Annotated in this window: 18 protein-coding genes; 2 read left to right on the top strand and 16 right to left on the bottom strand. The window is 61.8% G+C overall.

What is annotated here, in order from left to right:
• Positions 1 to 71: 71 nt before the first annotated feature.
• Positions 72 to 1712, top strand: coding sequence for a type VII secretion protein EccE (eccE, locus tag PCS43_RS09290; RefSeq protein WP_209908065.1), 1641 nt, complete (start codon positions 72 to 74; stop codon positions 1710 to 1712).
• A gap of 16 nt (positions 1713 to 1728) precedes the next feature.
• Here eccE and PCS43_RS09285 read toward each other — a convergent pair whose 3' ends face one another.
• Positions 1729 to 2286, bottom strand: a complete 558-nt coding sequence (locus PCS43_RS09285; RefSeq protein WP_003940967.1) for an NADPH-dependent FMN reductase — start codon at positions 2284 to 2286, stop codon at positions 1729 to 1731.
• A gap of 22 nt (positions 2287 to 2308) precedes the next feature.
• A complete protein-coding gene (locus PCS43_RS09280; RefSeq protein WP_007728583.1) occupies positions 2309 to 2887 on the bottom strand; it encodes a TetR/AcrR family transcriptional regulator in 579 nt (192 codons plus the stop codon).
• A 57-nt stretch (positions 2888 to 2944) separates the two neighbouring features.
• On the opposite strand from PCS43_RS09280, the gene PCS43_RS09275 reads away from it, so the two are divergent.
• Entirely contained in the window at positions 2945 to 4087 is a 1143-nt protein-coding gene (locus PCS43_RS09275; RefSeq protein ID WP_007728582.1) for an acyl-CoA dehydrogenase family protein, read from the top strand.
• Positions 4088 to 4146: 59 nt separating this feature from the next.
• Here PCS43_RS09275 and truA read toward each other — a convergent pair whose 3' ends face one another.
• The 14 genes from truA to rpsE all read right to left on the bottom strand — a co-directional run bounded on the left by truA (position 4147) and on the right by rpsE (position 13443).
• Complete coding sequence (gene truA / locus PCS43_RS09270; RefSeq protein WP_209908063.1) at positions 4147 to 5031, bottom strand: tRNA pseudouridine(38-40) synthase TruA; 885 nt, start codon at positions 5029 to 5031, stop codon at positions 4147 to 4149.
• Positions 5032 to 5037: 6 nt separating this feature from the next.
• Positions 5038 to 5595 carry a 50S ribosomal protein L17 gene (gene rplQ / locus PCS43_RS09265; RefSeq protein ID WP_209908061.1) on the bottom strand — a complete coding sequence of 186 codons (558 nt, stop codon included), beginning with the start codon at positions 5593 to 5595 and terminating at the stop codon, positions 5038 to 5040.
• 29 nt (positions 5596 to 5624) lie between these two features.
• Entirely contained in the window at positions 5625 to 6686 is a 1062-nt protein-coding gene (locus PCS43_RS09260; protein ID WP_003941016.1) for a DNA-directed RNA polymerase subunit alpha, read from the bottom strand.
• A gap of 120 nt (positions 6687 to 6806) precedes the next feature.
• On the bottom strand, positions 6807 to 7412 hold the full coding sequence (rpsD, locus tag PCS43_RS09255; RefSeq protein WP_003940769.1) for a 30S ribosomal protein S4: 606 nt from the start codon (positions 7410 to 7412) through the stop codon (positions 6807 to 6809).
• A gap of 22 nt (positions 7413 to 7434) precedes the next feature.
• On the bottom strand, positions 7435 to 7848 hold the full coding sequence (gene rpsK / locus PCS43_RS09250; RefSeq protein ID WP_003940683.1) for a 30S ribosomal protein S11: 414 nt from the start codon (positions 7846 to 7848) through the stop codon (positions 7435 to 7437).
• Positions 7848 to 8222: a 30S ribosomal protein S13 gene (rpsM, locus tag PCS43_RS09245; protein WP_003940834.1), complete on the bottom strand. Its 375-nt coding sequence runs from the start codon at positions 8220 to 8222 to the stop codon at positions 7848 to 7850. The genes rpsK and rpsM overlap by 1 nt, the downstream gene beginning before the upstream one ends.
• Positions 8223 to 8472: 250 nt before the next feature.
• Complete coding sequence (gene rpmJ / locus PCS43_RS09240; protein WP_003938068.1) at positions 8473 to 8586, bottom strand: 50S ribosomal protein L36; 114 nt, start codon at positions 8584 to 8586, stop codon at positions 8473 to 8475.
• Positions 8587 to 8676: 90 nt separating this feature from the next.
• On the bottom strand, positions 8677 to 8898 hold the full coding sequence (gene infA / locus PCS43_RS09235) for a translation initiation factor IF-1 (RefSeq protein WP_003418601.1): 222 nt from the start codon (positions 8896 to 8898) through the stop codon (positions 8677 to 8679).
• Between the two features lie 313 nt (positions 8899 to 9211).
• The gene (gene map, locus PCS43_RS09230) at positions 9212 to 10009 is read right to left on the bottom strand and encodes a type I methionyl aminopeptidase (protein ID WP_003940806.1); all 798 of its coding nucleotides are present in this window, start codon (positions 10007 to 10009) and stop codon (positions 9212 to 9214) included.
• Positions 10009 to 10554, bottom strand: a complete 546-nt coding sequence (locus PCS43_RS09225; RefSeq protein WP_003940868.1) for an adenylate kinase — start codon at positions 10552 to 10554, stop codon at positions 10009 to 10011. Before PCS43_RS09225 ends, map begins: the two co-directional genes overlap by 1 nt.
• Complete coding sequence (secY, locus tag PCS43_RS09220) at positions 10551 to 11870, bottom strand: preprotein translocase subunit SecY (RefSeq protein WP_003940773.1); 1320 nt, start codon at positions 11868 to 11870, stop codon at positions 10551 to 10553. The genes PCS43_RS09225 and secY overlap by 4 nt, the downstream gene beginning before the upstream one ends.
• A 276-nt stretch (positions 11871 to 12146) precedes the next feature.
• A complete protein-coding gene (rplO, locus tag PCS43_RS09215; RefSeq protein ID WP_003940829.1) occupies positions 12147 to 12590 on the bottom strand; it encodes a 50S ribosomal protein L15 in 444 nt (147 codons plus the stop codon).
• Between the two features lie 2 nt (positions 12591 to 12592).
• Entirely contained in the window at positions 12593 to 12772 is a 180-nt protein-coding gene (rpmD, locus tag PCS43_RS09210; RefSeq protein WP_003940751.1) for a 50S ribosomal protein L30, read from the bottom strand.
• The gene (gene rpsE / locus PCS43_RS09205) at positions 12772 to 13443 is read right to left on the bottom strand and encodes a 30S ribosomal protein S5 (RefSeq protein WP_003940718.1); all 672 of its coding nucleotides are present in this window, start codon (positions 13441 to 13443) and stop codon (positions 12772 to 12774) included. Before rpsE ends, rpmD begins: the two co-directional genes overlap by 1 nt.
• Between the last annotated feature and the right edge of the window lie 18 nt (positions 13444 to 13461).

Below are 13461 nucleotides of genomic sequence, written 5' to 3'. Positions count from 1 at the left end.
GAAGACACAGTACAGTTCCGCTGGGGCGGAAATTTTCGGGTAGTTCGCAGGTCAGGTATCGGGGAGGAACCGTGGACCGATCGCGGTTGAAGCATTGGCCGTCGTCACACAGGATTTCGACGCGCGAGTTCGTGCCGGCACAGATTTTCGGAATCGGTGCGGGCGGAATCGCGATGGCCAGTGGGCTCGATTGGTTCTGGGGGCTGGCAATCGGTTGTGTGGTTGCCGGATCAATGCTGCTTCATGTGGGCGGTTGGTCGGTAATGTCCTGGATTGTCAGGTACTTTCGCTATCTGCACCGCAAGGACGTCGACCGCAGCACGATCGTCAGTTTTCACACTCCCTCCGAGCAGTCCATCGGGCTCCGAGTGGACGGATCTTCGCTCGTCGCTGTGGTCGAGATCGCTCCCCCACGCGACTACCTGACCAGGATCGGCCGTCATTCGTTCGACGCTTCCCACCTTCTGCCCACGGCAGCCCTCGCCAATTGTCTCTATCAGCACGACATCTCACTCACCGGCATCGACATCGTCAGTCACGGATACCGCGCCGCGTCGGGAACGCCTGCCACCGAAGTCTACGAACGTCTCATCGGACCACTACCAGCCACTGCCACCAGAAGTGTTTGGCTTGCACTACGTTTCGACGCGCTGGAGGGTGGTGCAGCAGTCGAACGCCGGGGCGGGGGCGAACAGGGCGCCGGCCGCGCGATAGCTGTTGCCGCCAATCGTGTCATCCGGGTGCTCGATTCAGCGGGGTGCAAGGCGCGGATCCTGACCGCACCGGAGATCGCGTCGTCCACTGCCCAGGTGACAAGAGGAGTGGCCGGCCACGAGGTCACCGAAACGTGGCGAAGTACCCCCTTGCCTGGCGTGTCCAACGTCGGATTTGGGATCGAACCCCGTTTCATCACCACTGCGACCCTGACCCGAGTGTGGGCAGTGGCAACGGCCGGGACGTCCGTGACAATTCGGTTACGACCCACCGGACGACGCGGAGAGGCGAAGGTCAGTGCGACATGTCGCTTCACCACGCGCAATCCACCTGAGAACGCACCGCTGGCCGGTTTGGTCTCGCTACGTGGGCGCCAGCGCGACGGATTGCTGACCAACTTGCCAACCGCATTGGCCGCGCTGGACGGCATCACGCCGGGCGTTCGCATGGACGGGGGCACACTCGACTCACTCGCTCTACCCCTTGCCGGGTGCGGCCAACTCATCGGCTCGGACCGAAACGGGCACGGTGTCGCGGCCAGAATTTCGGGACCGGGCGTCAACACCGTTCTTGTCGCCGGCGAACTCTATCTGGCTCAGCAGTTGATCTTTCGAGCCATCGCGACCGGCGCACTGGTACTCGTCCACACCGATCGACCGCAAGCGTGGACCGCGCTCACCGACTCGATGGGAGTGCCTGACCGACTCCGCGTGTCCGGGCAGGGCGGTGGGCCTGAGGGCGCCTTCAACACTGTCGTGTTCGACGGCGTCGAGGGGTTATCTCCGCGTGCCGGCGTGACCGCAATCTATGTGTACGGACATCCACGCCAATGGCCTCGGGTCGACCCTGAAATCTCGATAGTCCAGCCATTCGCACTCGGTGACAAGATCACGGTCGAAACCGGCCGTACACGCGTCGACCTGACTCTGGTGACCATCGCTTCCGAGACATCGTTCATCGGCCGTCCACGAGCCGGCGACGCTCACCAGATGGCGTGATCGCGTATGTCCAAGATCAGCCGGGATAGGGATCACTTGCACGTTGCATCCGCAATCCGCTTCCCCACCAATCCAATTCACGAATCATCTTCTCGCTTGCATCGATCGCAATCGAATCGACGCCGTACGGCTCGTGTCCGAATTGCTTACGCACCCGGTGGATGGTCACGCTTTGACGCACCGAGACCATGTGCAACTCCGCCACCACTTGCCTCAGTTGCTCGACGGCCCGAACACCACCTGAAATCCCGCCGTAGGACACGAATCCGATCGGCTTGGCACGCCACTCGTGTTTCACCGAATCGAATGCGGTCTTGAGAGCAGCCGGATACCCGTGGTTGTATTCGGAGGTCACGGCGACAACAGCGTCGGCGCGCCCGATTCGCCGGCGGAAAACCTCCGTGGCAGGTGAATCCGAGAAATCCTGGGGCAACGACAGCTCTCTGAGGTCGATCACCGATACGTTCCACGACGGGTTCGCGGTTGCGCGCTCGACAAACCAGTCCGCCACTGCTCGTCCCATTCGCCCCTCGCGGACCGAACCTACGATGACTTCGACGTTCAAAGGTGCCATGAACGTCGATGCTAGCGACTGATCACGCAGTGATCCCGTCCGTGATGAGTGCTGCCAGTTCCCGATAAGCGCTGGCATCGTCCAGACCAGTTGCCCGGTAGACCGCGCGTTGCTGGATCCGAACCATCGTCGCCGCAGCGGCATCGGCGACAAATGATGCGTGTACCTGCCGGAATGCGCCCGAATCGACTCCCTCGACGATGAGCGATCGCACACGATCAGCAGCGATCGACGTGTTCTTCTCGTAGACCTGGCTCGCCGACACCGATTCGGCCAGGTCTTCCATGAACTGACTGGACGCCGCGGACAGCCGATCACCCACTGCTTCGAGATACACCGCGACTCGACGAGGCGGGGCCGTTTCGGCGGCGACTGCACTCTCCACTGCATCGGTCGCCGCCCGGAAGAAGTGCACTGTCACAGCCCGCACCAGATCCTCTTTGCCGGCCGCCACGGTGTACAAGGTGCTCTTGGAGCAGTGCAGACGAGCTGAGATCTCGTCGAGCGTGAGGTGGGCGAAACCCTCGCTCAAGAACAGTTCGACCAGTTGATCGAACAACTCTGCCCTGCGCGCAGTCGTCTTGTGAACCAGTCTTGCCATACGTACAACAGTACTGCAGTATCGTTCTCAGTACTATTACCTAGCTAGGAGCCGACCGTGCCCGTCGAACGCCTGATGCCCAGCCAAGAAGCTCGCGATCTCATCGAACTGACGCGTGATGTCGCGGACAAGGTACTCGCGCCCAAGGTCAACGAATACGAGAAGGCCGAGAAGTATCCAGACGGAGTGTTCCCCGCACTCGGACAGGCGGGTCTGCTGAGCCTTCCGTATCCCGAGGAGTTCGGCGGCGGCGATCAGCCGTACGAGGTGTATCTCCAAGTGCTCGAAGAGATCGCCTCACGCTGGGCAGCGGTTGCAGTGGCGGTGAGCGTGCACAGCCTGTCGTGCTTCCCGCTGTTCACCTTCGGCACCGACGAACAGAAGAACCGCTGGCTACCGGACATGCTGGGCGGCAACACCATCGGCGCGTACAGCCTTTCCGAAGCGCAGGCCGGATCCGACGCCGCCGCGTTGTCGTGCAAGGCGACGCCCACCGACGGTGGCTACCGCGTCAACGGTTCGAAAGCCTGGATCACCAACGGCGGCAAGGCGGACTTCTACAACCTCTTCGCACGCACCAGTGACGACGGTTCACGCGGCGTCTCCTGCCTCCTGGTGGACAAGGACACCGAAGGCCTCAGCTTCGGAAAACCCGAAGAGAAGATGGGGCTACGCGCGGTTCCCACTGCCTCCGCGAACTACGACGACGCCTTCATTCCTGAGGAGCGATTGATCGGTCAGCGCGGCCAGGGGCTGCCGATTGCCTTCAGCGCTCTCGACTCCGGCCGACTCGGAATCGCTGCCGTTGCCGTCGGAATCGCTCAAGGCGCGCTCGACGACGCGGTCGCTTACGCGAAGGAGCGCAAGGCATTCGGCAAGCGGATCATCGATCACCAGGGACTCGGTTTCGTGCTCGCGGACATGGCTGCCGCAGTCGACTCCGCGCGAGCCACCTACCTCGATGCAGCCCGCCGCCGCGACGCCGGAGTTCCGTATTCACGCAACGCGAGCGTCGCCAAGCTCGTGGCCACCGACGCGGCAATGAAGGTCACCACCGACGCCGTTCAGGTATTCGGCGGGTACGGATACACCCAGGACTTCCCCGTCGAGCGCTACATGCGCGAGGCCAAGATCACGCAGATCTTCGAGGGCACCAACCAGATTCAGCGATTGGTCATCGCGCGCCAACTGGCGGGATAGCCCCCCCCGATACGAATGCCCTCCCACACAGAGTGGGAGGGCATTTTGCATGGTGATGTTCAGTCGCCGCAGCATCCACCCGAAGACGGAATCTCGCGGGTCTCACGGGTAATCGCGTTGCGGGCAGCCAGTTCCGAGTAGTCGGGGTAGTCCACGCGGACCAACGAAAGTCCGTGCGCCGGAGCAACGAGGATGGAACTGGATCGCGACGTTTCGTCGAGCAACCCTGCCACCCAGTCGGCGGTGCGCCGTCCCTCACCGACGGAGAGGACTGCGCCGACGAGACTGCGAACCATCGACCAGCAGAATGCGTCAGCATTCACGTAGGCCGTGAACACCGTGCCCACTTGGGTCCAGTCGAAACGCTGAAGCTCCCGCACCGTCGTGGCGCCTTCTCGACGCTTGCAGAATGCCGCGAAGTTGTGCAGACCCAGCAGCCGATTCGACGCATCCTGCATCGCTCCGAGATCGAGTGGTTTGGGATACGAGACGGTGTCGCGTGCGCGTAGTGGTTCCACTCCGAACGCCGCGTTGGTCACCCGGTACTCGTAATAGCGTCGCATCGCGGAGAAGCGCGCATCGAAGTCACCCGGAACCACCGATATCTGTTTGACTCGAACGTCCTTGGGCAGAAATCGTGCAAGTCTGCGCACGAGTCGAGACGGATCGTCCGGGAGCAACTCTCCCGGAACGTCGACGTGCGCTACCTGACCGGTGGCGTGGACACCGGCGTCGGTTCGACCGGCAACGGTCAACAGAACCGGGTGTCGAAGCACCGTTCCCAACTTGTCTTCGATCTCACCGCACACGGTGCGCAGATCTGTCTGGCGGGCCCAACCCGAGAAGTCGGTGCCGTCGTAGGAGATGTCGAGCCGCAATCGAACGAGCCCGCCGTCCCCGATGGGGGCGGCGGGCTCGTTCGATTCAGCGTGTGCCGAAACCAAGGGAGACTAGTCCTTCTTGGCCTCTTCGGCCTCGGGAGCGTCGGCCGCAGTTGCGGTCTCGTCCTCGATGGCCTCGACGACTGCGTCAGCGTTCTCGACCTCAGCGTCGGTCGCGTCGGCCTCTACGGCCTCGACGACGTTCTCTGCGGCGGGAGCTTCCTGCGAGGACTTGACGCGACGAGCGCGGTCAGCCTCGGAGGTGACGGTCTTTTCCTTGACGAGCTCGATGATTGCCATCGGAGCGTTATCACCCTTGCGGGGGATCGTCTTGATGATGCGGGTGTATCCACCGTTACGGTCCGCGTAGAACGGGCCGATCTCGGCGAACAGGGTGTGAACGACATCCTTGTTGCGGATGACCTTCAGCACCTCACGACGGTGACCCAGCGTGCCGGCCTTTGCGTGCGTGACGAGCTTCTCGGCGTAGGGGCGCAGTGCCTTGGCCTTGGACTCGGTGGTGGTGATGCGACCGTGCTCGAAGAGCGCGGTAGCCAGATTGGCGAAAATCGCCTTCTGGTGGGAAGCCGACCCGCCGAAGCGGGCACCCTTCTTGGGCTTGGGCATGATGATCTCCTAGTAAAGGACCTGAGCTGCTACAGCTGTTCGGTCTCGGCGTAGTCCTCGGTACCTTCGGCATCGCCGAAGGAACCGGCATCAGTGTCACTCCACGTTCCGGTGGCGGCGTCGTAGCCGGCAACGGTGGTGGGATCGAAGGATGCGGGGCTGTCCTTGAGGGACAGGCCGAGCGAATGCAGCTTGACCTTGACCTCGTCGATGGACTTCTGTCCGAAGTTGCGGATGTCGAGCAGATCGGACTCGGTACGGCCGACAAGCTCACCGACGGTGTGAACACCTTCGCGCTTGAGGCAGTTGTAGGAGCGGACCGTGAGGTCCAGATCCTCGATGGGGAGTCCGAAGGAAGCGATGTGATCGGCCTCGGCAGGCGAGGGTCCGATCTCGATTCCTTCTGCTTCGACGTTCAGCTCACGGGCCAGGCCGAAGAGCTCAACCAGGGTCTTGCCCGCCGAAGCGAGCGCGTCCCGTGCGGTGATGGAGTTCTTCGTTTCCACGTCGAGAACGAGCCGATCGAAGTCGGTGCGCTGTTCGACGCGAGTGGCCTCCACCTTGTAGGTGACCTTGAGCACCGGCGAGTAGATCGAGTCGACCGGGATACGGCCGATCTCTGCGCCGGACGCCTTGTTCTGAACGGCGGGGACATAGCCACGACCGCGCTCGACTACGAGCTCGATCTCCAGCTTTCCCTTGTCGTTCAGGGTGGCGATGTGCAGATCAGGGTTGTTCACGGTGACGCCTGCCGGGGGCACGATGTCGCCCGCAGTAACAGCGCCGGGGCCCTGCTTGCGGACGTACATGGTGACCGGCTCGTCCTCTTCGGAGTTCACGACGAGGCCCTTGAGGTTCAGGATGATGTCGGTGACATCTTCCTTCACGCCCGGGACGGTGGTGAACTCGTGGAGAACGCCGTCGATACGGATGCTGGTGACAGCAGCGCCGGGGATCGACGAGAGCAGCGTGCGGCGCAGCGAATTGCCGAGCGTGTACCCGAAACCTGGCTCCAGGGGCTCGATGACGAACTTCGAGCGGTTATCAGCGATGACCTCTTCGGTCAGCGTGGGTCGCTGAGAAATGAGCATTGGTATTTCCTCCTGTACGGACGTCCACTATTTGACGCCCACGATGGGAAAGGGCCTGCGGCCCTGTGAGTGGTTGAGGAGTCCGGAGACTCCTCAACCACTCACGGGGTGCGAAGCGCCTTACTTCGAGTAGTACTCGACGATGAGCTGTTCCTGCAGAGCGATGTCGATCTGCGCGCGCTCGGGAAGCTGGTGAACCAGGATCCGCAGACGCGAGCCGACAACCTGCAGCCACCCGGGAACCGGGCGATCGCCGACGGTCTCACGCGCAACCTGGAACGGAAGCGTGGAGAGCGACTTCTCCTTGACATCGATGATGTCGTACTGCGAGACGCGGTAGCTCGGGATGTCGACCTTCTTGTTGTTCACGAGAAGGTGACCGTGCGTGACCAGCTGACGTGCCTGACGGCGCGTGCGAGCGAGGCCCGCGCGGTACACGACGTTGTCGAGACGCGACTCGAGGATGCGAAGCAGGTTCTCGCCGGTCTTGCCGGGGCGGTTGTTCGCCTCCTTGTAGTACAGGCGGAACTGCTTCTCCATGACGCCGTAGGTGAAGCGAGCCTTCTGCTTCTCCTGCAGCTGGAGCAGGTACTCGCTCTCCTTGATACGCGCGCGGCCGTGCTGTCCGGGCGGGTACGGGCGACGCTCGAATGCCTGGTCGCCTCCAACGAGGTCAACGCGCAGACGACGCGACTTGCGGGTGATGGGTCCGGTATAACGTGCCATTTTCTTCTACCTATCCTTCCCGCTATACCCGACGCCGCTTGGGCGGACGGCAGCCGTTGTGCGGCTGGGGGGTTACATCGGAAATGGTGCCGACCTCGAGGCCAGCGGCCTGGAGGGAACGGATTGCGGTCTCGCGACCGGATCCCGGTCCCTTGACGAAGACGTCAACCTTCTTGACACCGTGCTCCTGCGCCTTACGGGCAGCGCTCTCAGCAGCAAGCTGAGCGGCGAAGGGAGTCGACTTACGCGAACCCTTGAAGCCGACGTGTCCCGAAGACGCCCAGGAAATGACATTTCCGGCGGGGTCCGTGATGGACACGATGGTGTTGTTGAAGGTGCTCTTGATGTGAGCGGCGCCGTGCGGGATGTTCTTCTTATCCCTGCGACGCGTCTTCTGGGTCTTCTTCGGACCGGTGCTACGTGACTTCGGGGGCATTACTTCGCCTTCTTCTTGCCGGCAATGGTGCGCTTCGGACCCTTACGGGTACGGGCGTTGGTCTTGGTGCGCTGACCACGCACGGGCAGACCACGACGGTGGCGCAGGCCCTGGTAGCAGCCGATCTCGATCTTGCGACGGATGTCGGCCTGAACCTCGCGGCGAAGGTCACCCTCGACCTTGAGCGACTCCTCGATGTACTCGCGGAGCTTTGCCAGGTCCTCGTCCGAGAGGTCCTTGCTCCGGAGATCCGGGCTGACGCCGGTGGCGTCAAGGATTTCCTTGGAGCGGGTACGGCCGATGCCGTAGATGTATGTCAGTGCGATCTCCATGCGCTTTTCGCGAGGAAGATCAACACCAGAGAGACGTGCCATGGTGGCATTTCCTTATCGGTGTGCGGAGGTCTGCTCCCAGCCCTTCCCCTGTGCCTCTTGCCGAGTACCGACGCCCGAAGGCGCAGATGATCTCATCAACTAACTCAGTGGGGCCCCGGCCTCCGTGCCGGGGGTGAACCATTGTCCGACCTTGGCGATCGGTGAACGATCGCGTGGGGTCTCGTCAACAATGGCTGGTACTGGGAGGTCTTCTTTGCTTGTTGCCAAGCAGATCTTCGAAAAGCTAGATCTAGCCCTGACGCTGCTTGTGACGCAGGTTCTCGCAGATCACCATGACTCGACCGTTACGGCGAATCACTTTGCACTTCTCGCAGATCTTCTTGACGCTCGGCTGAACCTTCACGTCTTCTGATCTCCTGTTTTGTCGCAGCCCGCCGCGATGAACCGCGGCAGACATACTTCTCCCTGACCCAGGTCAGGTCCGGGAAGTTCGTTACTTGTAGCGGTAAACGATGCGTCCGCGCGACAAATCGTAGGGCGAGAGCTCTACGACAACGCGATCTTCCGGGAGGATGCGAATGTAGTGCTGACGCATCTTTCCGCTGATGTGGGCGAGGACCTTGTGGCCATTCTCGAGCTCAATGCGGAACATCGCATTGGGCAGCGGCTCGACTACTCGTCCTTCGACCTCGATGGCCCCGTCTTTCTTAGCCATATCCTCCGCGATCCGTTTGGTTTGGCATGCTTCGTGCATCGGCTTCCGTTACATTGGCACGCAATGGAAAGATCGTCGGCAGTTCGAAAGCCCGATCCCGGAGCGATCCAGGCGTAGGCACACGAACTATCGACGCGCATAGCGCACCGCCTAGCCATGTTACGCGATGTAAACGACCAGGCCAAATGCGCCTCCGGTCAGGGTGACGACACACACCGCTCCCCCACCGAAAAAGTCCCAGCCTCGAAATGAGGCTGGGACTTCTCGAACATGAATCATGCTCGCTGCCAACACTTGTCAGCGACTGTGTCGACTACTCCGGCCGGAGTGTCAGAATCCGCGGACCGTCTTCGGTCACTGCGACAGTGTGTTCCCAGTGCGCCGCACGGGACCCGTCGGTCGTCACAACGGTCCAGTCGTCGTCGAGAATCACCGTGTCGGTGGTGCCGAGCGTGAGCATCGGCTCAATCGCCAGGCAAGATCCGACAACCAGTTCAGGACCCTTACCCGGGGCACCTTCATTGGCGAGGAACGGATCCATGTGCATTTCCCGGCCGATTCCGTGTCCGCCGTATCCGTCGACGATGCCGTAGGAACGACCGTGCAACTTCTCGGCGGCATGAGTACCGACCTCGATCGCGTGCGAAACATCCGTCAGACGGTTGCCGGCGATCATTGCCGCGATCCCGGCTTCCATGGAAAGCCGAGTGGCTTCGCTGAGCTCCTGATCGGCGACGCTGATCTCACCGACACCGAACGTCCAAGCGGAGTCACCGTGCCATCCGTCGAGGATCGCGCCACAGTCGATGGAAACCAGGTCGCCTTCAGCCAGGATGTCCTGAGCTGAAGGGATTCCGTGAACGACGCGATCGTTGACCGAAGAGCAGATCGAGCCGGTGAAGCCGTGGTACCCGAGGAACGAGGGCACGGCGCCGGCGTCACGAATGACGGATTCAGCGACCGCGTTCAATTCCAAAGTGCTGACACCGGGCTTCGCCGCAGCGCGAACCGCCACCAGAGCCGAACCCACGATCGCGCCGGCAGCAGCCATCGCGTCGAGTTCGCCCGCGGAGCGGAACGGAACAACCTTGCGTTTGCGCCCGAAGACCATTACTTACCCAACGCTGCCAGTGCGCGAGCGTTGACCTCTTCGACCTCGCCGATCGCGTCGACGGAGACGATGCTGTCCTTGTAGTAATCGAACAGCGGTGACGTCTCGTCGCGGTAGACCCGGAGTCGGTTGCGAATGACGTCCTCGGTGTCGTCTGCACGACCGCGGGCGAGCATACGCTCGACCACGATGTCCTCGTCGACGACGAAGGAGAGGACACCGTCGAGCTTGGTGTCGAGATCCTTCAAGATTCCCTCGAGTGCCTGAGCCTGTTCGACCGAGCGCGGAAATCCGTCGAGAAGGAAACCGTTTGCTGCGTCCGGTTCTGCGACGCGAGCCTTCACCATGTCGTTGGTGATCGAGCTCGGTACGAGTTCGCCGGCGTCGATGTACTTCTTTGCTTCCACACCGAGAGCGGTGGCCTGACCGATGTTCGCGCGGAAGAGATCACCCGTGGAGATATGGGGAACGCCGAACTTCTCGGACAAGATAGCGGCCTGGGTGCCCTTGCCGGCACCGGGAGGACCAAGGAGGACAAGTCTCACTTGAGGAACCCTTCATAGTTACGCTGCATTAGCTGACTCTCGATCTGCTTCACGGTGTCCAGGCCGACGCTGACCATGATCAGCACCGCGGTGCCACCGAACGGCAGGTTCTGCGCGCCGCCGCCATTCCCGATGTCGAGGAACAGGTTGGGCAGAACAGCAATGGTGCCGAGGTAAATCGCACCCGGAAGGGTGATGCGACTCAGCACGTAGTTGAGGTAGTCCGCGGTCGGCTGACCGGGTCGGATACCGGGGATGAAGCCGCCGAACTTCTTCATCTCGTCGGCGCGCTCTTCGGGATTGAAGGTGATGGCGACGTAGAAGTACGTGAAGAAGACGATCAGGCCGAAGTAGATCGCGATGTACACCGGGTTGGCCGGATTCACCAGGTAGGTGTTGATGAGGCGCTGCCACCAACTGGGGTCGACCGCTGTACTGGCCGAAGTCAGCTGTGCAATCAAGTTCGGGAGGTACAGCAGTGAAGACGCGAAGATCACCGGGATGACGCCGGCCTGGTTCACCTTCAGAGGCAGGTACGTCGAGGATCCGCCGTACATCTTGCGTCCGACCATCCGCTTCGCGTACTGCACCGGGATACGACGCTGACCCTGCTCGACGAAGACGACACCGGCGATGATCAGCAGCGCTGCGAGGCAGACGAAGGCGAAGACCAGCGGACCACGGCTGTCGAGGATTGCCTTGCCCTCGCTCGGGATACGCGATGCGATACCGGCGAAGATGAGGAGGGACATACCGTTGCCGACGCCACGTTCGGTGATGACCTCGCCGAACCACATGACCATGGCAGCACCGGCAGTCATGACCAGCACGATGATGACAAGTCCGAAGATCGACTTGTCGGCGATGATGTCGTCACAGCCCTGGAGCAACTGTCCGCGTGCCGCAAGAGCGACGATGCCGGTCGACTGCAGGATTGCCAGAGCAATGGACAGGTAACGCGTGTACTGCGTCATCTTGGCCTGGCCGGACTGGCCTTCTTTCCGAAGTTCCTCGAACTTCGGAATCACCACGGTCAGGAGCTGCACGATGATGCTCGCCGTGATGTACGGCATGATGCCGATCGCAAAGATCGACATCTGCAGCAGAGCGCCGCCGGAGAACAGGTTGATCAGCGAGTAGATACCTGCTGAGTCACCGGAGTTGGCGATATCGATGCACTGACGCACACGGCCGTAGTCGACACCTGGGGACGGGATGAGAGCGCCGACCCGATACAGAGCCACCAAGCCGAGGGTGAAGAGGATCTTCCGCCTCAGGTCTGGGGTCCTGAGGGCCGAGACGAAGGCGGAAAGCAAAGATCCTCCTGGCACGACGGTAGGGAGACAGATCGTTTTGACCTGTCGAACTTTTGAACTCTAACAGTGAGCATTTGGGAACTAGGCGGGCAGACCACGAAAACCGGGTAAGCCGAAGATACATTTGCCACTCGGTGACCAGAATACTGGCCCGTCCGAGCATGCACGACCAATCTGTGACACGACCTCGTACCTGTGACACGACCTCGTAGACGCCGATGGCCGCACCGCAGCAAACGCTGCGCTGCGGCCATCGGACTAGCTACGCGTGATCACTCACAGCTCGGTGGCGGAACCACCGGCAGCAGCAATCTTTTCCTTGGCGGAGCCGGTGAACTTGTCGACGGTCACCTGAACGGCAACTGTCAGTTCGCCGTCGCCCAGAACCTTGACGAGCTGGTTCTTGCGGACTGCGCCCTTGGCGACGAGATCCTCGACCGTGATTGCTCCACCTTCGGGGAACAGACGGGCGATGTCGCCGACATTGACGACCTGGTACTCGACGCGGAACGGGTTCGTGAAGCCCTTGAGCTTGGGCAGACGCATGTGAAGCGGCATCTGTCCACCCTCGAAGCCCACGCGCACGGTGTTACGTGCCTTGGTGCCCTTGGTACCGCGACCTGCGGTCTTACCACGCTTGCCGCCCTCACCGCGTCCAACACGAATCTTGTTGGACTTGGATCCCGGAGCGGGGCGCAGGTGGTGCAGTTTGATGGTCATGGTTAGACCTCCTCAACTGTTACGAGGTGGCGCACCACGTTGATCAGACCGCGGTTCTGTGCGTTGTCCTCACGAACAACGGTCTGACGGATGCCCTTGAGACCCAGCGTGCGCAGAGAATCCTTCTGGTTCTGCTTGGTCCCGATGATGCTCTTGATCTGAGTGACCTTGAGATCTGCCATTACTTCACACTCCCAGCAGCCTGTGCGCGAGCGCGAAGCATGCCGGCGGGTGCAACCTCTTCGAGGGTGAGGCCGCGGCGAGCCGCAACTTCCTCGGGACGCTGCAGACCCTTGAGCGCAGCAACGGTCGCATGCACGACGTTGATGGCGTTGTCGCTACCGAGCGACTTCGACAGGATGTCCGCGATACCAGCGCACTCCAGCACGGCGCGCACAGCGCCACCGGCGATAACACCGGTACCGGGGCTTGCCGGGCGAAGCATGACGATGCCGGCAGCAGCCTCACCCTGAACGGGGTGAGTGATGGTGTTGGCGATCATCGGGACGCGGAAGAAGCTCTTGCGAGCCTCCTCGACACCCTTCTGGATGGCCGCGGGAACTTCCTTGGCCTTTCCGTAGCCGACGCCGACCAGTCCGTTGCCGTCTCCGACGATCACCAGAGCGGTGAAGCTGAAGCGACGACCACCCTTGACGACCTTGGAAACGCGGTTGATCGTGACAACGCGCTCGATGAACTGTGACTTCTCCGCAGCGTTTCCGCCACGGCCACCGTCGCGACGGTCACGGCCGCCACCACGGTTGTCCCCACGAGCGTTGCTGTTGTCACCGCTGTTGGGGCCATTCTGTCCGGCGGGTCCGCTTCCGCCGTCACGCCTTTGACGTCCCGGCATCAGGCTGTCCTTCCGTTG

It is taken from the genome of Rhodococcus sp. C-2 (assembly GCF_027854095.1).
In the GTDB taxonomy this organism is placed as follows: Bacteria; Actinomycetota; Actinomycetes; order Mycobacteriales; family Mycobacteriaceae; genus Rhodococcus_F; species Rhodococcus_F qingshengii.
This window is presented reverse-complemented; position numbering and strand designations above follow the sequence as displayed.

What these genes read in the sequence shown, in the direction of transcription:
- PCS43_RS09285 (WP_003940967.1), bottom strand. Translation starts at nt 2,286, where the DNA reads ATGGCACCTTTGAACGTCGAAGTCATCGTAGGTTCGGTCCGCGAGGGG.
- PCS43_RS09280 (WP_007728583.1), bottom strand. Translation starts at nt 2,887, where the DNA reads ATGGCAAGACTGGTTCACAAGACGACTGCGCGCAGGGCAGAGTTGTTC.
- rplQ (WP_209908061.1), bottom strand. Translation starts at nt 5,595, where the DNA reads ATGCCCAAGCCCAAGAAGGGTGCCCGCTTCGGCGGGTCGGCTTCCCAC.
- PCS43_RS09260 (WP_003941016.1), bottom strand. Translation starts at nt 6,686, where the DNA reads ATGCTCATTTCTCAGCGACCCACGCTGACCGAAGAGGTCATCGCTGAT.
- rpsD (WP_003940769.1), bottom strand. Translation starts at nt 7,412, where the DNA reads ATGGCACGTTATACCGGACCCATCACCCGCAAGTCGCGTCGTCTGCGC.
- rpsK (WP_003940683.1), bottom strand. Translation starts at nt 7,848, where the DNA reads ATGCCCCCGAAGTCACGTAGCACCGGTCCGAAGAAGACCCAGAAGACG.
- rpsM (WP_003940834.1), bottom strand. Translation starts at nt 8,222, where the DNA reads ATGGCACGTCTCTCTGGTGTTGATCTTCCTCGCGAAAAGCGCATGGAG.
- infA (WP_003418601.1), bottom strand. Translation starts at nt 8,898, where the DNA reads ATGGCTAAGAAAGACGGGGCCATCGAGGTCGAAGGACGAGTAGTCGAG.
- map (WP_003940806.1), bottom strand. Translation starts at nt 10,009, where the DNA reads ATGGTCTTCGGGCGCAAACGCAAGGTTGTTCCGTTCCGCTCCGCGGGC.
- rplO (WP_003940829.1), bottom strand. Translation starts at nt 12,590, where the DNA reads ATGACCATCAAACTGCACCACCTGCGCCCCGCTCCGGGATCCAAGTCC.
- rpmD (WP_003940751.1), bottom strand. Translation starts at nt 12,772, where the DNA reads ATGGCAGATCTCAAGGTCACTCAGATCAAGAGCATCATCGGGACCAAG.
- rpsE (WP_003940718.1), bottom strand. Translation starts at nt 13,443, where the DNA reads ATGCCGGGACGTCAAAGGCGTGACGGCGGAAGCGGACCCGCCGGACAG.